Source organism: Trichocoleus sp. DQ-A3 (genome assembly GCF_039961975.1).
Taxonomy (GTDB): Bacteria; Cyanobacteriota; Cyanobacteriia; order Cyanobacteriales; family FACHB-T130; genus FACHB-T130.
The window spans coordinates 1-22232 of sequence record NZ_JAMPKC010000005.1; the positions used below are offsets into that span (position 1 = coordinate 1).

Annotated in this window: 19 protein-coding genes and 1 pseudogene; 8 read left to right on the forward strand and 12 right to left on the reverse strand. The window is 46.3% G+C overall.

The window, feature by feature from the left end; genetic code table 11:
* Positions 1–96: pseudogene (locus tag NDI44_RS10930) on the forward strand (IS5/IS1182 family transposase); the annotation flags it as partial.
* Position 97: 1 nt separating this feature from the next.
* On the opposite strand, the gene NDI44_RS10935 reads toward NDI44_RS10930, so the two are convergent.
* The 6 genes from NDI44_RS10935 to NDI44_RS10960 form a co-directional block, all read right to left on the reverse strand.
* Positions 98–349, reverse strand: a complete 252-nt coding sequence (locus tag NDI44_RS10935) for a hypothetical protein (protein WP_190414823.1) — start codon at positions 347–349, stop codon at positions 98–100.
* A 377-nt stretch (positions 350–726) separates the two neighbouring features.
* Positions 727–1848 (reverse strand): AI-2E family transporter, encoded by a 1122-nt coding sequence (locus tag NDI44_RS10940; protein ID WP_190414824.1) that lies wholly within the window; start codon positions 1846–1848, stop codon positions 727–729.
* A 227-nt stretch (positions 1849–2075) separates the two neighbouring features.
* Positions 2076–3494, reverse strand: coding sequence for a protein-glutamate O-methyltransferase CheR (locus tag NDI44_RS10945; protein WP_199304953.1), 1419 nt, complete (start codon positions 3492–3494; stop codon positions 2076–2078).
* Positions 3495–3558: 64 nt separating this feature from the next.
* Positions 3559–3690, reverse strand: a complete 132-nt coding sequence (locus NDI44_RS10950) for a hypothetical protein (protein ID WP_277877650.1) — start codon at positions 3688–3690, stop codon at positions 3559–3561.
* A 138-nt stretch (positions 3691–3828) separates the two neighbouring features.
* Positions 3829–3981, reverse strand: a complete 153-nt coding sequence (locus NDI44_RS10955) for a hypothetical protein (RefSeq protein WP_190414825.1) — start codon at positions 3979–3981, stop codon at positions 3829–3831.
* Positions 3982–4738: 757 nt separating this feature from the next.
* A complete protein-coding gene (locus tag NDI44_RS10960; protein ID WP_190414826.1) occupies positions 4739–5464 on the reverse strand; it encodes a Crp/Fnr family transcriptional regulator in 726 nt (241 codons plus the stop codon).
* Between the two features lie 353 nt (positions 5465–5817).
* Here NDI44_RS10960 and NDI44_RS10965 point away from each other — a divergent pair, with 353 nt between their 5' ends.
* The 3 genes from NDI44_RS10965 to NDI44_RS10975 all read left to right on the forward strand — a co-directional run bounded on the left by NDI44_RS10965 (position 5818) and on the right by NDI44_RS10975 (position 12168).
* Positions 5818–7107: a cation:proton antiporter gene (locus tag NDI44_RS10965; RefSeq protein WP_190414827.1), complete on the forward strand. Its 1290-nt coding sequence runs from the start codon at positions 5818–5820 to the stop codon at positions 7105–7107.
* Between the two features lie 1036 nt (positions 7108–8143).
* On the forward strand, positions 8144–11326 hold the full coding sequence (locus NDI44_RS10970) for a DEAD/DEAH box helicase (RefSeq protein WP_190414829.1): 3183 nt from the start codon (positions 8144–8146) through the stop codon (positions 11324–11326).
* 2 nt (positions 11327–11328) lie between these two features.
* Entirely contained in the window at positions 11329–12168 is an 840-nt protein-coding gene (locus NDI44_RS10975; RefSeq protein WP_190414830.1) for an SWIM zinc finger family protein, read from the forward strand.
* 139 nt (positions 12169–12307) lie between these two features.
* On the opposite strand, the gene NDI44_RS10980 is transcribed toward NDI44_RS10975, so the two are convergent.
* From NDI44_RS10980 to NDI44_RS10995, 4 genes are all read right to left on the reverse strand, one after another.
* Positions 12308–12904: a GNAT family N-acetyltransferase gene (locus tag NDI44_RS10980; protein WP_190414831.1), complete on the reverse strand. Its 597-nt coding sequence runs from the start codon at positions 12902–12904 to the stop codon at positions 12308–12310.
* Between the two features lie 65 nt (positions 12905–12969).
* Complete coding sequence (locus tag NDI44_RS10985) at positions 12970–13977, reverse strand: nucleotidyltransferase domain-containing protein (protein ID WP_190414832.1); 1008 nt, start codon at positions 13975–13977, stop codon at positions 12970–12972.
* 284 nt (positions 13978–14261) lie between these two features.
* Entirely contained in the window at positions 14262–15161 is a 900-nt protein-coding gene (aroF, locus tag NDI44_RS10990) for a 3-deoxy-7-phosphoheptulonate synthase (protein ID WP_190414833.1), read from the reverse strand.
* 529 nt (positions 15162–15690) lie between these two features.
* Positions 15691–16593, reverse strand: coding sequence for an EamA family transporter (locus NDI44_RS10995; RefSeq protein WP_190414834.1), 903 nt, complete (start codon positions 16591–16593; stop codon positions 15691–15693).
* A gap of 221 nt (positions 16594–16814) precedes the next feature.
* Between NDI44_RS10995 and cax the strand changes: the two genes are divergently transcribed.
* Positions 16815–17912, forward strand: a complete 1098-nt coding sequence (cax, locus tag NDI44_RS11000) for a calcium/proton exchanger (protein WP_190415026.1) — start codon at positions 16815–16817, stop codon at positions 17910–17912.
* A 92-nt stretch (positions 17913–18004) separates the two neighbouring features.
* Here cax and NDI44_RS11005 read toward each other — a convergent pair whose 3' ends face one another.
* A complete protein-coding gene (locus NDI44_RS11005; protein WP_190414835.1) occupies positions 18005–18589 on the reverse strand; it encodes a DUF99 family protein in 585 nt (194 codons plus the stop codon).
* A 299-nt stretch (positions 18590–18888) separates the two neighbouring features.
* On the opposite strand from NDI44_RS11005, the gene psb28 reads away from it, so the two are divergent.
* The 3 genes from psb28 to NDI44_RS11020 all read left to right on the forward strand — a co-directional run bounded on the left by psb28 (position 18889) and on the right by NDI44_RS11020 (position 20743).
* Positions 18889–19224 (forward strand): photosystem II reaction center protein Psb28, encoded by a 336-nt coding sequence (gene psb28, locus NDI44_RS11010; protein WP_190414836.1) that lies wholly within the window; start codon positions 18889–18891, stop codon positions 19222–19224.
* 487 nt (positions 19225–19711) lie between these two features.
* A complete protein-coding gene (locus tag NDI44_RS11015; protein WP_190414837.1) occupies positions 19712–20224 on the forward strand; it encodes a MogA/MoaB family molybdenum cofactor biosynthesis protein in 513 nt (170 codons plus the stop codon).
* A 123-nt stretch (positions 20225–20347) separates the two neighbouring features.
* On the forward strand, positions 20348–20743 hold the full coding sequence (locus tag NDI44_RS11020; RefSeq protein ID WP_190536747.1) for a four helix bundle protein: 396 nt from the start codon (positions 20348–20350) through the stop codon (positions 20741–20743).
* 149 nt (positions 20744–20892) lie between these two features.
* Here the strand turns inward: NDI44_RS11020 and ctpB are convergent, their stop codons facing one another.
* The gene (gene ctpB, locus NDI44_RS11025; RefSeq protein WP_190414839.1) at positions 20893–22200 is read right to left on the reverse strand and encodes a carboxyl-terminal processing protease CtpB; all 1308 of its coding nucleotides are present in this window, start codon (positions 22198–22200) and stop codon (positions 20893–20895) included.
* Positions 22201–22232 lie beyond the last annotated feature (32 nt).

Below are 22232 nucleotides of genomic sequence, written 5' to 3' on the forward strand. Positions count from 1 at the left end.
TTTTCGGGACGCTATCGCAATCGTAGAAAGCGGTTTGGCTTACGCTTCAACTTGATTGCGGGACTGTTGAACTACGAACTGGCACATACTCACTGATTCATGCAGGAGGTCTAATAAACTGGCTTGTATGCAGCACCGCTTCACCATGATCCGGAATCCATGCTACCCATTCGTCCTCAGACTGCTGGCAAAGTAGCAACGCTTCATCGTGGCTATAAGGGTTGGGAAGTTCTAGCAACTGTACCCAAGTCGAATCCTGATAATCCATCTGAGACTGGGTTCGATTGGTTTGAGGTGCCCAGCTTCTAGTCCGAGACAGCAAAGGAAGTACGCAATAATTCAATGTCATATCTGTTTCCCCTCCAATAGCGATAACAGCACTCAGAGTTGGCTGACTGCTCTCCGTCGCAGTTAAGAGCCTCCACTGATAAGCTATTTTCAAAACATTTCTGTAACAAATGCTACGGAATTTTTGCCGATCAAATCAACTACCTGTCGTAAAACTTTATGTTTGATAAGACGAAACCTAAGAGGGATGCAAGATCCAGCGAATAGCAATTCTCTATTGGAGGCAGTAAAGTTTAACCCCACCCCCGCCCCTCGACCTTCACCCAGAGGGGTTCAATATTCTCCCCTCTCCGTTCACGGAGAGGGGTTGGGGGTGAGGTTCCGAGTTCAGCAAAGAATGCAGAGGTAAGCAAAGTTAAAAAAACGACCCAGAATTGACTACTTCATTGTTGAAGATTTGAGGGGAATAGCGGTGGAATCAGGTGAGGCTTCGACGATAACACCCGCTTTATTTTCGGCTATCAATTTAGGTTTTAAGTAAAGATTTTCCAACAGGACAGCGGCACCCGCCACCCAAGGAGGAACAATCAACGCGCCAAGAATGCCTAAAACCTGCGTTCCTCCCAGCACCCCCAGCAGTTGATACAAAGGATGGACTTTCACAGAAGAACCTACCAGTAGCGGATCGAGGACATAAGTTTCCACATTCTGGATAATCACGAACAACAGCAGCACCCACAGGAACGTCCACCCACCTTGAGAAACTGCCACGATGAGAGCGGGAATGGCTCCCAAAACTGGCCCCACAAAGGGGATCAAATTGGTGAAACCAGCGATCACGCCAAGTCCGAGTGCAAACTCTGATAGCCCTAAAAAACCTAAGCCAAGGGTAATCGCTACCCCTAAAATCCCTGAAACCGCAACTCGACCTTGGATATAATTCCCCATCCGCTGGCTCATCGGTGTTACTTGAGCCTCCAGACGTTCATCCCAAGGTGACGGGAATAGCTGCACCAAACCTTTAACCAGGTTTTGACTACCCGCCACCATATAACCGGAAATCAATAAAGCCAAAATTAAGCTAAAAACACCGCCAATAATTCCTCTGGTGATGTCGTAAGAGCGCAGCAGGACTTGTTGACTGGAACGAAACACCCACCTGGACAGCGCTTGGGTATCAAGGAGTTGGTTGACTAAATCGGGTCGCTCGTCGTTGTAACTGATTACAATTTTCTGAATGAGTGCCCGAAGATTTTCAATGTATATTGGCAAATTGACGGCAAGCAGTTGAATCTGCGCGGCTACGGTAGGGCCAATAATCAATCCCGCCCCAACGATGCCAGAAATTAGCGTTACATAAACAACAATGACCGCCAACCACCGGGGAAGCTGCAAGCGTTCAGCCTTGTCGATGAGGGGGGAAATCGTTGCTGCGATGACTACGGCAACCATGAGGATGACTAGGAGACTCCGCAGCTGCCATAGCAACACTCCCAACAAACTGGTGACGACAATTAGCAGGATATTCGATAGAGAAATCGCAGTGCGCCGCTCGAACATGATTTAGTAGCGATGGGCTAGGTGTAAACTACCTACACAAAGAATAGCGCTATCGTGTGGGCTTGCAGCGTCACCGAGAAATCCCTCTGTTTAAACTTGCGCCACTTTGTTGCAATACACACTCCTAACCTTACCCCCAACTCGATCTCCACAAGTGGAAAGGGGCCGGGATGGGGTTAAATTGCACTGCATCCCAACGAGAATTGCGATAAGAGGGACACAACGCGCTAGGCGACTCCATGAAATTTAGGTTGAGTCATCTTCTTTAACAAAGCTTTGGCTTGATTGAGTTCTTCGTTGCGCTGGTACAGTTCTTCACTGAGAGACTGCAACTCCTGATTCATCGTCTGTAGTTGTTCGTGGGTGGACTGGAGTTCCTCTTGAGTCCTGTTCAACTGTTTTTTGAGATCCAGACGTTCTTGCTGAACGGTTTTTAGCTCTTCTTGAAGCACCAGGAGTTGTGTCTGCTCGGTTGTTAACGCTTGATGGGTAGACGAGGGTTGCTTGGTTTTTACCTGTGGCTGAAACACTTGCTGGAACTCTGGCTGGAACACTTGCTGGAACGCTTGCTGCAACTCTTGCTGCAACTCTTGCTGCAACTCTTGCTGGAAGTATGAGGGTTGCTTTTCTAGAGGCTTCACTGCCTTTTCAGGGCTTGTCTGGGTAAGCGATCGCAACTCCTCTCCCTTAGTCTGGACACCTTTAGTCTGGACACCTTGGCTAGTCTGGACACCTTGGCGGATGCGATCGCGTTTGGAGTCCTGCACCTCAGATGCATTCAGATGCACATTCACCTTTGGCGTCTTTGTATAAACACGTCGCTTCAAATCTGCGGTGCTGAAAGTCTGAGGGCTGTTGAGCAGTCCCTCCGCATGACCTAATACGAGAAAGCCACTATCCCGGAGCGCAAAGTGAAAGCGGGACTGGATTTTTCGTTGGGCTTCGGGATTAAAATACATCAGGGCGTTGCGGCACATCAGCAGATCGAGACGGGAGATGGGCGCATCTTCAATCAAGTTGTGGCGACTAAACAGTAGCGCAGAACGCAACTCCTTATGAACAATGTAGCTGTTAGGAGTGTTATCAAAGTATTTCTCTAACAAAGCGGGAGGAATCCCCGCAACTTCCTTAGCCGTATAAGTTCCCTGACGAGCTTGCTTAAGAGCTTCCTCATCGATATCTGTGGCGTAGATTTTGACCCGCGCCTGGAACTGTTCGATTCCCAGTATCTCCGCAAGGATGATTGCTAACGAGTAAGCTTCCTCCCCAGAAGCGCATGCAGCACTCCAAACTCGAATCGGTTCGTCTGGTTCCTTCTTCGCAACGATCTGAGGGATCAGCTCGTGAGACAAATAATCCCAAACTGAGCGATCGCGGAAGAAAGAAGTAACATTGACTAAAAGTGTGTTAAATAGGTGAGTAAATTCTTGGGGATGCGCCTTTAGGTAATCAATATACTTTGTACAGCTGTCGATTTCCACTTTCTGTATCCGGCTCATTACCAGACGCATCAAACTAGGACGCTTGTAGCTGGTGAAATCAAAACCACGACTTCGCTTTATGTAGTCCAGCAAAGCTTCTAACTCATAAGCTGCTTTAGTCCGGGGCGGAGTCGTATAGGCAGTTGATTGTGATATTGGCATCATTTATCGTTATACAAGTAAAAGTGTAGCGACCTGTCAAGTAGAGGTATATTTTTTAGCAATTGTCCTAAATCGATCCCGCCTTGCCCCGCAAGCGGGGCAAGGCGGGATTTTGATGTTTATTTTTTTGATATTTAGCATCATCTAGATAAATTGCGATCGCTGTAATTACTTTAGCGGTGAATGCTTCTAGATTCATCCTCACAAAGTAGAGCGAACAGTAACAGATATTCCAACGGATGAAGAGGTTTTTAGACCCTTGGTATCAAAGCAACCAACCTTGAGGTCAAGGCACTCTGAAAGATAATTATCCACCTATTTTTAACAGGGAGTCGCACTACCAGACTTCTAGGCTTCTTTGTTTTAAATTCCTAAGAATTTCTGAAACCAATTCTTTCTGCTTTGGAGTTAGTTTATTCCAACCATTTCCCCAAAGTTTTTCTTGGTTCGTATCATTATATGTAAAAGGCATTCTTGTTAAATTATTCATTTTACACCTCTTATTTCCTTTGACCCTGACAGATGGAAACTCCCTAATTCAGTCGTCTGTTAAAGGAGACAACAAGGGACACGAGAGGAACTTAATACTCGACTATTTCAAGCATAAACGCGAGTAACAGTAACGTCTGTCCGGTTTCGCACATATTTAGGGAAACCTACAAGATTTATCGGCATCTAGTCATGTTTTGTGGTCAAAAACCCCTTTTAGCTCAGCTTTGCTGAGACTCATCACATTTTTCAGTTGCCATCTTCGCCTTCATACTTGGCAACACGACGGAGCTTCAAAGCTGTCTATCTAATGATGTGTAACTGTCTCTTGTGATGGTGACGGTAGCATCTCACCATGTACTACGATTGTGCGCTTCGTGCTTGGCTCCCCTTAGTAGCGCTTAGGAAACCGCGCAGAATGACAGTTTCAGCTCAAGTTACACTTGGTACTATCTAAACAATAAACGCGATCGCAAACGCCGTCTGTCCGCTTTCGCACATACGAGAAAACAAACAATTTAAAAAGAATTTATCCGCCATTTACCCAGCGTCGCCCGCTTGAAGAATGAATTTGATAGCTATTCGTGAACCCAGGGTTGAATATTCTCCCCTCTCCGTGAAGGTCGAGGGGTTGGGGGTGAGGTTCCGAATCTATTGCATCCAAAAGAGAAACCCTATATACAACGCTCGCCCAATCATTAATCCTAGCCGCAGTTGTGCAACAGCATCTAGGGCAACACCATCTAGTACAACGCCATCTAACGGTGTTCCGTGCCAAGCAACCGACCGAACTCGGCTTTGATAATTCCATAACACTCGCAGGAGATCGCTTCCAAGTCGCCTTGATTCAGAATGGTGATTTTGCCACGGCTGTAGCGAATCGTTCCCGCTTTGCTGAGGGTGCCAGCCGCCACCGTGACGCCAGAACGGCGCGTGCCCAACATCTGGGCGATAAATTCCTGAGTGAGGGGAAACTGGTCTGATTCCACGCGATCCTGAACGGTTAGCAGCCACCGGGCAAGTCGCTCTTCTATCGTATGCAGGCGGTTGCAGGCGACTCCTTGAGAAACCTGAGTCAGCAGTGCTTGCGTATAGCGCAACAGCAGGCTTTGCAGTGCCCCTCCCCGCTTAAACTCGGATCTGAGCTGCTCTGCCTTCATTCTCATGCCATTGCCTGCGACCTGCACCAACGCTCGGTTGCTCGTTTTGTTGCCTCCTAAAATTATGGGGAGACCTACCATTCCGTCATTACCCACCATTCCAGCTTCCACAGTCGAGCCATCTTCCAGCACGCTGAGTAAAGAAACAATTCCCTGTTGGGGAAAATAAACGTATTCAATTGGTACGCCAAGTTCGTAGAGGACTTGATTGAGTGGGAGCGAGACGGGTTCTAGATGGGGAACCAGACGTTCGTACTCCTCGTCAGGCAAAGCGGCAAGAAGTCGATTTTTTATTGGCTGAAGAGGATCTTTGGGGACTGACATGAGGAGTTTCCTTAATTTAGCCGTGTTAGAAAAGGCATCTAACGGCAGAAGGAGAAGAACTCAGTAAACCAATCCTAATACCAAAAGGTGTATTTTCTGAATAGAAAGCCGCACGCTTAGCAGGTTAAAGTCTTACAGCCGCTTACTGATGCTGTATTCATTCTAATGGGGTGTGAAATTTTCTCACATTAATAATATTCCCTAGATTCCTAGAGCAACTTTCTAGGTTATGTTGCAAAAACTTGCTGAAAAAAGTTTGGGTACGGAAATCGGGATGTAAGCGCTGATTCTATATAAACTCTCAGCACTTTACTCCTAGATACATCGCAACACTCCCGACCCAGAGGCATAGGATGTCGAATTTTGATCTCGTTTTAAAGTTATTGCTGCAACTAACCGTTATTCTCGCTACTTGTCGCATTGTGTCGATGATTGGGCGGCGCTATTTTGGTCAAACCGATGTTGTCTGCGAGATGATCGCGGGGGTGATGTTAGGGCCATCTCTGTTTGGTCTGCTGCTTCCTGATGTGCAGCAATGGCTGTTCCCCAAAGCCCCGATTGTGATTGATGCGGCGACGAAAATTCCCAACCCATCGATGTCGATTCTCTTTGCCATCAGCCAGATTGGGTTGGTCATTTATATGTTCTTGATCGGCTTAGAGTTTAATACCGATTTGATCAAGCGCCGAGTCAAGAGTGCCGGTTTGGTATCTGGGGCAGGAATTTTGGCTCCTTTTATCTTAGGCGCGATCGCAGCTTTGTTGTTGTACGGCAATGGCGAACTCTTCAAACCTGGAATTACTCGTCCGGCAGCAGCCTTATATCTGGGCGCATCCATGTCGATTACAGCATTTCCGATGCTCGCCCGGATGCTATACGAACGCGGCATCGCCAAAACCCGCTTCGGGACGCTGGCACTGGCAGCTGGTTCGATCGATGATGCGACGGCATGGTGTTTGCTAGCGATTGTACTTGCCAGCATTAAAGGCAGCGCCAGTATTGCCGCTTTTGCGATTGGCGGGGGTTTTGGCTACGTGTTGTTGATGATTTTCGTCGGACGACCGGCATTTACCTTTTTCGCACGTCGGACGAAGCAAGAGAAGGGCGTGACGATGCAAACCCTGACATTAGTTTTAGTCGTTTTGATGGTATGCGCGTGGTTTACCGATTTGGTAGGCATCTATGCGGTGTTTGGGGCGTTTATTCTGGGCACAGTGATGCCACGGGGCGAATTTGCCGACCAAGTGCGCCACCACACGGAGTTTTTGACGACTTCGTTTTTGCTCCCGATTTTCTTCGTTTTCTCCGGACTGAACACGCAAATCGGGTTAGTCAACACGCCGCAACTCTGGGCGATCGCATTACTGATTATCCTGATAGCGATCGCGGGGAAAGGGCTAGCTTGTATGTTGGCAGCAAAAGTCGCCGGTGAAAGTTGGCGCGAGTCCGCAACCATTGGGGCGCTAATGAACGCACGAGGATTGATGGAGTTAATTATCCTCAACATTGGTTTAGAGGAAGGTGTAATTACTCCAACCTTATTTACCATCATGGTCGTTATGGCAATTATCACTACCCTCATGGCATCCCCGCTGGTTTCATTATTGTTGCAAGGAACCAATTATGAACCTGTTCCCAGATAAGCCACGCCATGTGCAAGTTTTTCTAATTCGCTCAAAGGCCTCGCAAATCTAACCTAGTGCATTCCTCTTCAAAACCCCTCTATCGAGGTCGGAGAGGGGTTTGGGGAGCCTGCTATGCCTACAGGTTTTAAAAAGGGGCTGAGGGTAGCGAAAATAAATTGCTGAAGAAATACGGAAAATTGCCAACAGCGATCGCAGATATAGCAATTCTATTTGAGTAATGAGCCAGCCCTTGAGATCCCCAACTTCTGTCTGGAAATCGCAGATCTCGCCTTCACAAATCATTTAGGATGCAGATAAGATAATCAGACAGAAAAGCCTTGACTCCAAAAGGAGTCAAGGCTTTTTTGCATAGACAATGAGTTGTTACAGCACAAGCGTTTACTACCTAAGACCGCTCTGATGGAGGGTTGCGCCTCCCCTCGGTAGTAACAAAGTGGAGGAAGCGACAAAAACTCCACACCTTCTAGGCCTTTTGTTATTCAAACCGTTCGGACATCTGACGTCGCTCTTCTTTGATGTCCGATTCTGGGCCACTGCGGCATAACGCCCATCCGGTGTTTTTTTCCTTAATCAGAATAACAATCGCCAATTTAAATGTTGTCGTGCTAGCGGTAGAACCGCTGTCAGTCTGTAGAGGCAACTACTAGCATGGCTAACATCTATCTCTGGTGGGAAAGTTCCGGGCTGTAACTGTGTATACAGCAACCACGACGGCTATCTGTACAAGCCTATTCACAAGAGGGTGAATCCCTCCAAAAGTCTCAGCCACAACTGAAATTAACCGTTTAGCATATTGGCTGCCTTTCTAAGACCAATCTTTGTTTTTTGTAGAAAGCTCTATTTTACTCGGATTTTAACTTTTACCGTTACATTTTTTAATCCAGAAGCCAGTTAGAAAACTTGACACTAGGAACGCAAATAGCTAAATAATTGCAACAGATAAGAAGCAATGTCCCCAAGGGACGACTTCTGCGAAAGGTTCGCATCCTTAACCCGCTACAATTTGAGAAAACTCTCCTTGAGGCATCTACCTATGAAAATCCTCCACGGTACTTGGATTCCTAAGGCAGAAGCTAATTTCCTACAAACAGGTGCATTTTACCTGTGGGTAGAAACCCCAATTTTAAAAAAACGCCGCAACTCGCAAAAAAACAGCCATCCCAGCCATCTTGCCAAAGACGACTTGGAAGCTTTTCTAAGCAATGAACTGGGAATCGCCACAGCACCCTATCATAAGATTAGCGAGAATATTTCTACTCAATACATTGCTCTTCCCACCGCGAACAACCAGCCTCTTCCTTCTCCTGAATTAATTAAATATTTGGAAGAAGAAGTTAACGAAGACTATGAAGAATTTACGGACTGGGAAATTGATACCTATGAAGTTAACGCTAGGGTAAAAACCGGCAGTTATAGCTATGCCAAGGTCAATAATGTTATTAAACTGCTTAACGATATTCACTTCTTGGCTTTACATAACTTTGGTGAAATTATTATCGGTTCAGACCTCCTATTTTGGTATCACTATACCCAAGCATTTAAACAAATTATATTCAAAGACCAATATATTCCCAGCCTCAAATATCGAGAACTTCCTGCTGTAACCAAAGGAAAACGCAAGCAAACCGCTAATTCCTTTGAAATTTATTCAGGATGGGAAATTGTTTCTGAAAAATACGAAACCTTAATTCAAAGATATGCAGACTATATGCCTCTAGTCTGCGTTGCCGGTTCTTCCGTACCCAGGACAACAGTAGAATTTTTTTCTAAAGAAAGCTTACTCCGTCACTTTTCTGAATGTCTGTTGCATGAAATTGTCACCCATACTCCCTCGACTGCTAAATTCGATCAGCAGATTACAGATACCATCCTTTATGATTGTTTCTATCCGGACAGCAAAAACCCGCAAACTACCGAAAAAGCTTTAGAAGAATACAAGCAGTGGTATGCCTGGAAAGCTAAACTAACCCGCAGCCAAAATACAGGGAATTTTGACCTTTGCTTTCAGTTAAAAGAAGCTAACTCTGAAACAGATAACTGGCAAATTGTTTTCTTGGCTAACTCCAAACAAGATCCATCCTTAAAACTTTCCTTAGGGGATTATTGGCGGCTGAATCAGAAAAGTAAAAAAGATATTCAAAAATACTTTGGCAAAGATTTTGAAAATAATCTGCTTTTGAATTTGGGATATGCAGCGCGGATGTATCCTAAACTGTGGCAGGGATTAGAAACTGACCAGCCAATCGGGTTGCAACTTAATCTGCAAGAAGCCTTTGAATTTCTCAAAGAAAGCGCCTGGGTATTAGAAGATTCCGGTTACAAAGTCATCGTTCCCGCCTGGTGGACGCCGGATGGTCGTCGGAAAGCTAGAATTCGGCTGAAAACGTCTTCTCGAAGCGTTGGTAAATCCAAAGCTGCTAACAAAGGATACTTTAATTTAGACGCGATTGTTGAGTATCAATACGAGCTATCAATTGGCGGTCAGCCGGTTACTCAAAAAGAATGGCAGCAACTCGTCAAAGCTAAAACGCCGCTGGTGCAATTTCGCGGTCAGTGGATAGAACTAGACCAAGAAAAGATGCAGCAGATGTTGGAATTCTGGCAATCTCAGGCTAAAGAACAGCCAGAAATGACTTTGTTAGATTTCATGAAATTAGCCGCAGCAGCGGAGGATGATATTGAAGTCGAGCATGACCAGACATTGTCAGAAATGATGGCGAAATTGGAGGATAAAAGTAGACTAGAGCCGGTTCAAAATCCGCCGAAGTTGCAGGGAAATTTACGCGAATACCAAAAACGCGGCGTGTCCTGGTTGCAATATTTAGAAACGCTCGGTCTAAATGGTTGTCTTGCTGATGATATGGGATTAGGTAAGTCGGTTCAAGTAATTGCTCGGCTGGTGAATGAAAAAGAATCGACAAATTCAGTTTTACCAACTTTATTAATTGCACCGACATCAGTTGTCGGAAATTGGCAAAAAGAAATCGAAAAATTTGCGCCTCATCTACAAGCAATGGTGCATCATGGCAGTAGCCGCATTCAACAAGTCGCTGATTTTAAAGAAGCTTGCCTTAAGCATGATGTCGTGATTACATCGTTTACTTTGGCTCGAAAAGATGAAAAACTTTTGCATAGTCTGAAATGGCATCGAGTGGTAGTGGATGAAGCGCAAAATATCAAAAATCCTAAAGCTGCTCAAACTAAAGCAATTTTAAAATTGACCGCTAACCATCGACTGGCACTAACGGGAACCCCAGTAGAAAATAGGTTATTGGATTTATGGTCGATTTTTAACTTTCTGAATCCTGGCTATTTGGGTAAAGAAGCGCAATTTCGCAAGGGTTTTGAGATCCCAATTCAGAAAGATAATAATCGGGTGAAGTCTACGACGTTGAAGAAATTGGTAGAGCCTTTTATTTTACGTCGAGTCAAGACTGACCAATCAATTATTAACGATCTGCCAGATAAAGTTGAACAAAAATTATATTGCAATTTGACAAAAGAACAAGCTTCTCTTTATGAGGCTGTCGTCAAAGATGTGAGCGAAAAAATCAATGATTCTGAAGGCATTCAGCGCAAAGGGTTAATTTTGTCAACCTTGCTGAGGCTGAAACAAATCTGCAATCATCCAGCGCAATTTTTACAAGATGGGAGCGAATTTTCAACCGCGCGATCGCATAAACTTAGCCGTCTTGCAGAAATGGTTGAGGAAGCCATTTCTGAAGGCGAAAGTTTGTTAATTTTTAGCCAATTCAAGGAAATCTGCGACTCTCTAGAAAAATACCTCAAGCATACTTGTCACTACAACACTTATTACATTCATGGAGGCACCAACCGCAACAAGCGAGAACAAATGATTACCGAATTTCAAAACCCAGAAACTGAACCATCGGTGTTTATTCTTTCTCTCAAAGCTGGCGGAGTTGGCATTACGCTAACGAAAGCAAATCACGTCTTTCACTTTGACCGCTGGTGGAACCCCGCCGTTGAAGAGCAGGCGACAGATAGAGCTTTTCGGATTGGTCAGAATAAAAATGTATTTGTTCACAAATTTATTGCCATTGGGACTTTGGAAGAACGCATCGATAAAATGATTGAAGATAAGAAAAAGCTGTCTTCTGCTGTTGTCGGTACCGATGAAGCTTGGCTGACAGAACTTGATAACGAAGCCTTTAAACAACTGATTTCACTGAACAAAGCTGCAATCTTGGAGTAATCATGGCTCAATTTAGCCGTACCTGGTGGGGAAAACGCTTCATTCAAGCCTTAGAAGCTTTTACCGATCCTGCGAGATTAGGACGAGGACGTTCCTATGCGAATGGGGGGAAAGTCCTCCACTACAAAATTGACCAGAATGAAATTAATGCTGTTGTCAAAGGTTCAGTGAATCCCTATTTTGGAGTTTATAAAGAGCCAACCTATATTATCAATATTGAAATTACACCGATTGATGAATCTAGTTGGTCGAAGGCGATTAAACACCTTTCATCAAAAGCTAGCTTTGTCTCCAAGCTATTGATGAATGAAGTTCCCGATAATATTGAAGATGCTTTTTCTGACCTAGGATTGCATCTTCTCCCCCACAATCGCAAAGATTTTAAAACCAATTGTTCTTGTCCAGATTACGCCAATCCCTGCAAACACATCGCGGGTGTCTACTACTTGGTAGCGTCCCAACTAGACCACAATCCGTTTCTCTTGTTTGAACTCAGAGGTTTATCTAAAGAGGCACTGCAAGCGGAACTGGCAAAATCTCCTTTAGGAGAGGTTTTATCCACTGAACTCATAGCAAAAGAAATTCCTTTAGAATCCTCGGCGTCTTACTACACCCCACTGGAAAAAGTCCCGGTTACTGAGAAGGTAAATCCCAGAGAATTTTGGTTGGGGACTAAGCGACTGCCTCAAACTGTTGAAGTAGCATCGCTGGCAAGTTTGCCAGCAATTTTGATTAAAAAGCAGGGGGACTTTCCGCATTTTTGGAAGAAAGATAGTTCTTTTATTGAAGTAATGGAGGAGTTTTATGAGCGGGTTAAAACAAAAAATCGAGATGTGATGTAATACTGCTTATTCTCTCGCGTGCATTGTAGAGACGCGATTAATCGCGTCTCTACGCCAATTAAAATAGGCTCATACAAATTACCTTTAATAGCGATACACTTGGAATTTGCTCTTTGCCCCTTTTGTAAGGGGATCTGTATCAGTCTTTTTGTGAAGTGGAGTGAAATCCTTTACCAATAATTTTTAGAGAATTTTGCCAATCTCTATGCAGAATTGCCCATAACGCCACATCCTCAAATACTCCCGACTTTCGCACTCGCTGGCGTAGCACCCCTTCTTGTACAAACCCGTTTTTCTGAAATACTTTTCCCGAAGCTGGATTTCTGACCATGTGATAGCCATAGAGCCTATTGAGAGATAAATCTTCAAAACCGAAATGAAGCACTGGTTTCAATGCTTCACTCATGTAACCTTGTCCCCATGCTTCAACTGCTAACCAAAAACTCAGTTCAGCCTGAGAATGCTCCCGTTCAATATCTCGAACCTCGATAATTCCGCTAAACACACTCTCAGATTTACGCTCAATCACAAATGTGACAGAATGACCCGCTTCAAACTCTGCAAGTTGCTTAGAGATGTATCGCTCAGCTTCACCATTAGGGTAGGGATGAGGAATGGAAATCATGGCATCAGCGAGTTCACGAACGCTAGCAAATGTCTGGATGGATAGAGCATCCTCAAAAGTGAGCGGACGCAACACTAACCTACTTGTCTTTAACGTAGCTTGAGCAGTCATGAAACGTATCTTATCGCAACCTATTTTTTAGATGTAACTTGAGTATTGATTTTCTGGTTTTTGGCTTAACCTGAGAACGAGAGATATCTTCGTAAGGTGGCATCAACTGTTAGCTGAATTTCTGGATAATTGCTCTTTTTTACATTTTCTAAAGCCAACTTCACCGCTTGGTCAGGATAGATAATTTGTCCCAACCGTTTCACAGCATACAACTGGCGAAACTCCTCTGGATGCTGCAACTCGTCAAGCAAAAATGCTTTGTAGCGCCAAAGAAAATAGTTCTCGAAAGCTAAAGCGCTTTTACAATATTCCCTCAGTTGCTTTCGATTTGCCTCTGCTTCCGGCACCCGATAATTCCAATGATTGCGGCATTGTTCGTAAATGTCTTCTACAAGCGCCGTCCACTCGTCATTAATCCATTTGCGGTACTGGATAACACATTCGCGCTTCGTTACCACATATTGTCCGGCATCTAGGGCGATGAGTGCTGTCGCCGGACAAAGGACATTTAACACTAAATCTTTAGTTCCGTAGTGAATCGTTCCATCCGACGCACGCATCTGACGGCGATCGCAACCATAAAACTCACCGTCCGGATCGGGATAGTCGAGAGGAAACGTTAACACCTCCGGATTGCCACGCGATCGCGTCAACAACCGATATGGAAAGTGCATACTGTCCAGGATATAGCTATCTATTGGCTTTATTGGAACTAGAGGGCGAATGTCTTCCCCATATATCAGAAGCGTGCCTTTCTGGAACCTAACCGCACCAATCCGAAACAGTGCCTCTTCACTGTCTGCGGTCATACCCAGTTCTATAGAGGTAATTTTCTGGCACTCGTCGCTTATCTGTGCGAATTCCTGTCGTTCGTCAGAAGTCAGGCTACCGTTAAAAACGACGCGCAGATCGATATCACTGGTAGCTACCGCAGTGCCATCAGCATAACTGCCTTCCAAATAATAGCCGCGAATGCGACCTGGAAAACTTTGCTCGACTTTGCCGATAATTTCGCAGGCGATCGCGTCAACTTTCTCGACACCTGTTGAGGCAATGAGACTAATATTTGTCATCTTCGGTTAAAGTCTGCTTGTAGACTTCCCGTTGCGATTGTGAAGGAATTGAATTATACCAACTCTTTATAACAATGCATTCGATTGTTCTGTAGGGACATGGCATTGCTATGTCCCTACAGAAAATAAATAATGCTCATAAAGAATTGGTATTAGCAGAAATTAGCGATCGCACCTCTTCTAAAATTCCTTGATAAATCTAACACATGGCAGCAGATCCCCCCAACCTCATGAATTGGGGGGCTAAGAAGGAACGCAAATAGCGACAGAATTAATCAATGGGATTAAGCCGTAAGTCCACATGGTTTTTTGGCAGAGAAATGAATAGGGGCAGGTTTTAAATTGAAACCCACCCCTACTTCCGATATATTTCGCCCAACAGCTGCTGCTACAGGTCTTAAGCTATGAACGAGATCCACCATATCTTCTAAGGAAAGCGCCTGACGAGCATCGGAAACAGATTTTTCGGGTTCTGGATGACACTCAATAATTAAGCCATCTGCACCACAGGCGATCGCTGCCTTTGCCAAAGGTGCTACCAATTCCCGCTTACCGACGGCATGAGACGGATCGACAATGACTGGCAAGTGGGTTATCTGCTTCAAAGCCGCTACCGCGCCTAAATCCAGCACATTGCGCGTATAGTTATCGAAGCTGCGAATACCCCGTTCGCACAGCACCACATCGGGATTGCCGTGGCTTAAAATATATTCCGCCGCCATGACAAATTCTTCAATCGTAGAAGCTAGACCGCGTTTGAGCAATATTGGCTTGCCAGCTTGACCCAAAGCTTTCAGCAAATCGAAGTTTTGCATATTACGGCTCCCAATTTGCAGCATATCCGCGTGAGTCGCAACAGCTTCTATTTGCCCAATTGACATCACTTCTGTGACGACGGGTATGCCATAACGCGATCGCACATCTGCCAAAATCTGGAGTCCTTCCACTCCCATTCCCTGGAACGCATAAGGAGAGGTACGGGGTTTGTAGACACCGCCACGCAGCGCCTGAACGGGTGCAGCGGCGAGTTGGCTAGCGACAGTTTCCATCTGTTCTAAGCTTTCCACTGTACAAGGCCCCCCGATGATCGCAAGTTCCGTCCCACCGATGGAAACTTGTTCGGAAAGTTTGACAGTGGTTTGGTGATTGGCGTGGGATTGCGAGGCGAGTTTGGCGTTAATCATGGTTTGAGTCTCCTTGAAGCTAAAAGATTTTTCTGACCCTTCCTTGCAGGAGGGAGTAGGGCGAGGGAGTTGACAAAAAAGCCCGGAACCTTTTCTAGTTCCGGGCTATAGACGATTCATTGGCATGACGCTATTTACCCGGAACTTGTGGGCCAAAAATAAAAGCCATAAAACCAGCTACTGAAATAGGTCATCACCATGAAAAGTTGCTCCTTAAAACAAAAAAACCGCAGATTTTACTCTGCGGTTCACCGGGCGGTTCCAATGCGGGCACTGGATTCACTGCCGGTGAACCGTCCTAAACCAATAAAAGTAAAAACTGCTGCTGAACATAGGGGGAAGCGTCTAATTTGGTTTAATTTTGAGAATTTACTGCGTACCTGAAAATTTTGGCAAAAGCCAGTTTTTTCTAGGTCGCTATGGAACTTATCACTCTTTTATTTAAGTTTTATGCAATAAGTCCATTCATCCATGAACTTAGCAAAGGGATCAAATTGCGTCAAGACCCCTGCGAGGGTAAATCAAGCGACTAATCTTGAGGAAACGCCTGAATTAACACCACCGAACTGACTACCAGTAACCCTCCCAATATTTGTCTGCCTACGAGTTGCTCTCCTAGGAAAATGATTCCCAGCAGCACCGTCACCACGGGTTCGATGGTGGAGAGAATGGCAGCTCTGGAGGTTCCCAGCCGCTGGATACCCGCGAACAGGGTAATGATGGGCAGCACCGTGGCGATCGCTGCCAACCCGGCGATTGTCCCTAGGGCGATGCTCGTTTGGGGAACAATCAGCCCCCGCCCCAAGCAAGCGGCTCCCATAAAAGAGAGGGCGGCTCCCAGAGACAGATAGGCGCTGGTTGTCACCGGAGAGAGCGATCGCACTAATCTCGCCCCAAAGGTTAGATAAAGTGCGTACCAGGCTCCCGATGCGATCCCCAAGCCTAACCCTAAAGGCTGCACGGTCGTTCCACCCAAATCGGCAGTCAGCAAACAGCCGGTGAGGGCTAAACCGAGGGCAATCTTCCGGTAGAATCCAGGGCGATCGCCTTCGATTACCCACGCCAAGACAGTGACAAAGGCGGGATAGGTGTAAAGTAACAAAGCCGCAACGCCAGCGCTGGTATAAGCAAGAGCGCCAAAGAACAGAGTTGCTTGAATCGCATACCCCACGCCTCCTAAAAGGGTAGACGCGATCGCGTCTTGCGGTTTTAAGCGCCACTCGTCTCGCCACACCAGCCACGCCCAGAGTACCACTGCCGCGCCTGTAAATCGCCAAGCCAGGGTGCTGGACAAATCTAACCCTTCCGCATAGGCAAGCTTGGCGAAGATCGCCAGCGTCGCAAAACCCGTTGCGGAAACGGCTATCAGAGCAACTCCCACTCGATTGGGGCGAGGCGCGGTTCTTCCTTCCTCTCGTTTGTCGTTTGGCATCGAGTCCTCCTGCTTCTACATCAGCATACGAGAAACGACAGGGTGCAATTGACAAGTTTCCAGATATTCTTACAGAGGTGAGAGATGCCCAATTTTCGATGACATCAAGCAGTGAAAGTATGACTCGTCTCAACCATCCAGGGGAGAACTCGTTGCTACTTTCCTACGTCTCATCGGGTGGGAAAATTCATCATGCTCTGCAATTTCAGCCACAATTCGCTATGTCAATCAAGAAAATTATTTCTTACGTCCTGCTAATTTTTGTACCCATTTCAATTGCTGCTGAATATTTAGGGTGGGGTTCGCTTGCCATTTTTATTACATCAGGGATCGCGATCGTCCCCCTAGCAATTTGGTTAAGCACTGCGACTGAAGAAGTTGCCGTCGTTACGGGGCCTTCGATTGGTGCATTGTTAAATGCAGTCTTTGGAAATGCGACCGAGCTAATTATTGCTTTAGCAGCTCTAAATGCTGGTTTAGTTGACATTGTTAAAGCAAGTATTACTGGAACAATTATCAGTAATTTACTCCTAGTCATGGGCCTTTCCATGCTGTTAGGAGGACTGCGCTATAAAGAACAGGAATTCAAGCCGATTGTGGCGCGAGTGAATGGTTCCTCGATGACGCTGGCAGCGATCGCCCTTATTTTGCCTACGACGGTCATCAATACCTCAAATGGTGTTCCACTCGATGCAATTCGCAATCTCTCCCTCACAGTTGCCACTGTGTTAATCGTAGTTTATGCTCTGACGTTACTGTTTTCTTTAAAAACTCATAGCTATCTTTACGAGGTGGGATTAGTCGATTTAGACTCACCAAATTCAATCGGTTCTGAAGCTGAATCAACTGCCCACAAACCGAATCTTTGGCTCTGGATTGGTGTGTTAGTAGCCTCTACGGTTGCAGTTGCCTTTGAGTCAGAGATTTTTGTGGGAGTTGTGGAGGAAGCAACAAAGGGTCTGGGTTTGACTCCCTTATTTACAGGTGTTGTTCTGTTACCTCTCGTTGGCGGTGCAGCCGAATATGTAACTGCGGTCAACGTCGCTCTCAAAAACAATATGGATTTATCCGTCTCTGTGGCGATGGGATCTAGTTTATTAGTTGCCCTGCTCGTGGCTCCAATTTTAGTTTTGGTAGGAGTTGTCATTGGTCAACCAATGGATCTCAACTTCAATCCTTTTGAAGTGATTGCGGTAGCGATCGCTGTCACTGTTGCCAATCTTATCAGTCTAGACGGACGCTCTAACTGGTTAGAAGGCGTACTGCTCTTAGCAACCTACATCGTTTTGGGAGCAGCTTTTTACTTTCATCCCGCCTAATGGTTGTTTTTTGATAATTGGGAAAAAGTTTTGAGTTAAAGGACTTTCGCTCGCCTCAAAACTCAAAATTCAAAACTCTCATTACCAAATCCTTACGCCGAACGTCCGCTTTCTCCCTTCACCACCGCTGCTCCAATTAAATGCGCCAGACGTAATGCCTCTGGAACGTTGCCGCAGTCAGTCAGACGTTGCAGCACCGCAGCGGTTACGTCTGGCTCAGCACCGCACACTTGGAAAAAGAATGGCGGGAAGGTATAAATTCCACCAGCACGCTGCAAAAGCTTGAGCCGTCGCTCTGGCTGTGGCAAGTGGTGAATGGCTTGTTTGACGGCGGCTAAATCAGGCTGACGCCGCATCACGGCAACGCAGGGGAGTTCCAATCGCTCGGCAAGCTTAGGAAGGTCAATCACATTAAAACCGCCAAAAGCGATGCCGTCGAGCAGCACCAAGTGTAATTGCGGCAAGAACTTTTTACCGAGCAGTAGGTTACAAACGGTATCAGTTGCATTCCAGCCATCTTGCCGCACCTTTCCCCACACCATGCCCTCAAAGCGGGTGCCTGCACAAACGATCCCAGCGATGGAGGCACTACCACCCCTACGGCGTGCGAACGGCGCATCATCGAAGCCGATGACGCGAATTAGGCGATTGAGTCGGAGTAAAGATTCAAGATTCATCTCACACCAAAAAAGCGATCGCATCCGTGATTTTAAGCTAATTTTCCCTTTTAGAAGCGCTTAAAGTAGCATTTTTGAGCTTAAGAAACTAAGACATACTAATCGCCCTAGAAAAGCTTATTTCTGCCAATTTTCAGGAAAATATGTTTAATTCTAACTTGATCGCTCGTCTAACTCAGGCCTCTTGGTGGCATCCGAGGTACTAAAGTGCCCAAAAGCACCCGTGAAAGCTGAACCAGTCCGCTCTAAATAATGAGAAAATGTTAAGTTATCTATCATAAAAACTTGGTGGCAGAATTATGGCTCAAATTCAATTTTCCAGAGGGATCAACGAAGAAGTCATACCGGATGTAAAGCTAACCCGCTCTAAGAGTGGCGCTCATGGCACCGCTACGTTTTATTTTGAAAGTCCCAACGCCTTTAACACCGAAACCTCAGGGGAAATCACTGGGATGTACATGGTTGACGAGGAAGGAGAACTGTTGACGAGAGAAGTCAAGGGCGTATTCGTCAACGGTCAAGCAAAAGACCTCCAAGCAACTTACCTGATGAAGTCTCCTGAAGAATGGGATCGCTTCATGCGCTTCATGCAACGGTATGCAAAAGATCATGGTTTGGAACTTAGCCAGTCCTAAATAAAGAGCTAAGTGCTTGGGGCACAGGCAATACCCATGCAATCCGGTTCGGATAAGCTCATTTGCCTACCAGTAACCTCCGGTAGAGACGCGAAATGGTGCGGCACTGCACTGCGTTAACGTGTCGCAGCACGAATGCACCATTTCGCTAATGCGTCTCTACACCCCTCCACTGAGCGGTTGAAACTGCACACCGACAGCAAGCACACATGAAAACCTGCCGGGAGCAGGTTACAGAACCCTTGATTTTCGGTTGGTTCGCGCTTTTAGGACTTGGAATGCAATCGCCGCAAAATTCCATTCTGAGGGCTTGGTGCAAAATTTGAGTTAACCGAACAGTATTTGAATGCGCGTGCCCTTACCGAGAGCTAGCGAAATCAGGAGTCAAGATTCGTAGGAACGGTTAATCGGACAGCCGTGTGGCAGTAAGATATCCCAGAAAAGCCCGTTTTTAAAAACTCAAAACTCTTGAGGGAATAGCTTACCCATGACCAATCTACCTCACCCAGACCCGGAGAGGATGACAGTGACTTGCGCTGTTATCACTGTTAGCGATACGCGATCGCCCGAAACCGACAAAAGCGGTCAATTGATTAAACAGTTACTCCGAGATGCCGGTCATGCGGTCTCAGAGTACGCCATTCTCAAAGATGAACCGGAGGAGATTCGGGCGCAGCTGCAAGCACTCGCCCAACGCCCGGATCTGGATGCTTTGATCTTCAATGGAGGCACTGGCATCGCGCCGAGAGATACCACCTACGACGCTCTAGAAAGCTTGCTCTCAAAAATCTTGCCTGGATTTGGCGAATTGTTCCGGTTTCTCAGTTATCAAGAAATTGGCTCGCGGGCGATCGCATCTCGCGCCGTTGCCGGTGTCTATCAAACCAAACTGGTATTTTCCATCCCCGGTTCTACCAATGCCGTTAAACTTGCCATCCAACAGCTAATTTTGCCAGAACTCGTTCACTTAGTTAGCCAGCTACAGAAAAGTGAGGAGTGAAGAGTTAGGACTGAGGACTGAGGGCTGAGGACTGAGAAGTGAAGAGTCAGGAATCACGAGTCAAGAGTCAGGAGTGAAGGCGTCTTACAGGCGAGTCAGTGAGAAATGGAGGGGGATAGGCGAGTGAAAGATAGAGTAGAGCGATTTGAAGATTTGATTGCTTGGCAAAAAGCTAGAATCCTTACAAAATCAATTTATCAAGTCACTCAACAGGGTGATTTTGCAAAAGACTTTGGGCTTTCTAGGCAAATTCAACGAGCAGCAGTCTCCATAATGTCTAATATTGCAGAAGGCTTCGAGCGAGGTGGTCGGGCAGAGTTTCATCAGTTTCTTTCTATCGCCAAATCTTCTTGTGCCGAACTTCGTTCTCAACTCTATGTCGCCTTTGATATTGGTTATCTCAAGCAGACTGAATTCAACCAGCTTTTAACACAGGCACAAGAAGTTGCTCGAATTACAGGCGGTCTTCGCGCTGCCGTTGAGAAACAAAAATACCAACAAAAAAGGACTGAGGACTGAGGATTGAGGACTGGGCTAGAAGAAAAGAAATATTTAAAAGTAGTCAATTTTTCTCCAGTTTCTTCTTACTTCTTCCTCTTTTCCTCAGTCCTCAGTCCTCAGTCCTCAACCCTCAGTCCTCACTCTTCAGCCCTCACTTCCTTTACTACTTACCGGACGCTAATCGGTCGGGTCCGTTGAGGTTTATTGGGTTGGGCAAGGCGGGTGTTTTCCAAAGCTGCGATCGCGCGAGCATATTGGGGATCTTGCTGAGTTCCCACCAGCGATGGATTCGTCCCCAGACGCTTTCGCTGATCGTCGTTCAGGTCAATCTTGATATCCGGAGTCACCCCCTTGTGGCTGATATCCGTTCCTAGTGGCGTGTAGTAGTGGGCAATCGTGACCGCTAAACCCGAACCATCGGAGAGAGAATGTACCGACTGCACTAACGCTTTGCCAAAGGTTTGAGAGCCAATAATTGTGGCTCGACCATTATCCTTCAACGCACCTGAGAGAATCTCGCTGGCGCTTGCCGAGTTGCCATCTACCAGTACAGCCAAAGGCAACTGTGTCAGCGCCGTGCGATTTGTCGCAAATTCTTCGTTGTCTCCCTTGCGGTCTACGGTACGGACGATAGCACCTTTGTCCATCCACATCCGGGCAATTTCCACACTCGCGTGCAATAATCCACCCGGATTTCCCCGCAAATCCAATACAAAAGCATCTACTTTGTCGTTATTCAGGGATTGGATAGCGCGGCGCATCTGCTCTGCTGAGTGAGCGCTAAATTCATTCAGACGGATATAGCCAACGCGCAACTTGCCTTCCTGCTTGACCGACTGACGGACGGCTGCTATTTCAATCTGCGCTCTGGTCAATGTCACATCAAAGTCGCCTTTTCCGTCTCGTGACAGCTTAAGCTTTACTTTCGTCCCCACCTCACCCCGAATCAGGTTAGCGGCGGCTTCCACACTCATCCCTTTTGTGGCTTTGCCATCAATTGTCAAAATCTTGTCCCCAGTCTGAAGTCCCGCTCTCACTGCTGGGGAATTCTCAATAGGTTCTACGACGGTAAGAACCTGAGTCTTTTCGTTCAGTTCCAAGCGCAAACCGACGCCAGAGAGTTCGCCGGAAGTTTGACTGGTGAGGGCTTGGTACTGTTTAGGATCTAAAAAGCGGGTGTAGGGATCGCCTAAGGTTTCCAATGCTTCCCGAATCGCCTTGTAGGCATCTTCACGGGAATTATAGTTTTTGTTCAACAGTTGTTGCCGCTTTGCTTGCCAATCCACCTGATTAAAGGTGCCATCAACATACTCGCGGTTGACAATTTGCCATGCCTCATCGACAACTGATTTTGGACTTTCCTGTAGAGCAGCGCGAACGGAGGAGCCAAAGAAAGACAAAGCTGCTGTCGTAGCGATCGCTCCACCAAAGAGAGCAACATGGAGCAAGGAAAAGTTTTTTGGGGATGGATTCATGAACGGTGGCTCGAACGGGTGGGGTTTAATGT

What these genes read in the sequence shown, in the direction of transcription:
- NDI44_RS10935 (WP_190414823.1), bottom strand. Translation starts at nt 349, where the DNA reads ATGACATTGAATTATTGCGTACTTCCTTTGCTGTCTCGGACTAGAAGC.
- NDI44_RS10940 (WP_190414824.1), bottom strand. Translation starts at nt 1,848, where the DNA reads ATGTTCGAGCGGCGCACTGCGATTTCTCTATCGAATATCCTGCTAATT.
- NDI44_RS10945 (WP_199304953.1), bottom strand. Translation starts at nt 3,494, where the DNA reads ATGATGCCAATATCACAATCAACTGCCTATACGACTCCGCCCCGGACT.
- NDI44_RS10950 (WP_277877650.1), bottom strand. Translation starts at nt 3,690, where the DNA reads ATGAATCTAGAAGCATTCACCGCTAAAGTAATTACAGCGATCGCAATT.
- NDI44_RS10955 (WP_190414825.1), bottom strand. Translation starts at nt 3,981, where the DNA reads ATGAATAATTTAACAAGAATGCCTTTTACATATAATGATACGAACCAA.
- NDI44_RS10960 (WP_190414826.1), bottom strand. Translation starts at nt 5,464, where the DNA reads ATGTCAGTCCCCAAAGATCCTCTTCAGCCAATAAAAAATCGACTTCTT.
- NDI44_RS10965 (WP_190414827.1), top strand. Translation starts at nt 5,818, where the DNA reads ATGTCGAATTTTGATCTCGTTTTAAAGTTATTGCTGCAACTAACCGTT.
- NDI44_RS10970 (WP_190414829.1), top strand. Translation starts at nt 8,144, where the DNA reads ATGAAAATCCTCCACGGTACTTGGATTCCTAAGGCAGAAGCTAATTTC.
- NDI44_RS10975 (WP_190414830.1), top strand. Translation starts at nt 11,329, where the DNA reads ATGGCTCAATTTAGCCGTACCTGGTGGGGAAAACGCTTCATTCAAGCC.
- NDI44_RS10980 (WP_190414831.1), bottom strand. Translation starts at nt 12,904, where the DNA reads ATGACTGCTCAAGCTACGTTAAAGACAAGTAGGTTAGTGTTGCGTCCG.
- NDI44_RS10985 (WP_190414832.1), bottom strand. Translation starts at nt 13,977, where the DNA reads ATGACAAATATTAGTCTCATTGCCTCAACAGGTGTCGAGAAAGTTGAC.
- aroF (WP_190414833.1), bottom strand. Translation starts at nt 15,161, where the DNA reads ATGATTAACGCCAAACTCGCCTCGCAATCCCACGCCAATCACCAAACC.
- NDI44_RS10995 (WP_190414834.1), bottom strand. Translation starts at nt 16,593, where the DNA reads ATGCCAAACGACAAACGAGAGGAAGGAAGAACCGCGCCTCGCCCCAAT.
- cax (WP_190415026.1), top strand. Translation starts at nt 16,815, where the DNA reads ATGTCAATCAAGAAAATTATTTCTTACGTCCTGCTAATTTTTGTACCC.
- NDI44_RS11005 (WP_190414835.1), bottom strand. Translation starts at nt 18,589, where the DNA reads ATGAATCTTGAATCTTTACTCCGACTCAATCGCCTAATTCGCGTCATC.
- psb28 (WP_190414836.1), top strand. Translation starts at nt 18,889, where the DNA reads ATGGCTCAAATTCAATTTTCCAGAGGGATCAACGAAGAAGTCATACCG.
- NDI44_RS11015 (WP_190414837.1), top strand. Translation starts at nt 19,712, where the DNA reads ATGACCAATCTACCTCACCCAGACCCGGAGAGGATGACAGTGACTTGC.
- ctpB (WP_190414839.1), bottom strand. Translation starts at nt 22,200, where the DNA reads ATGAATCCATCCCCAAAAAACTTTTCCTTGCTCCATGTTGCTCTCTTT.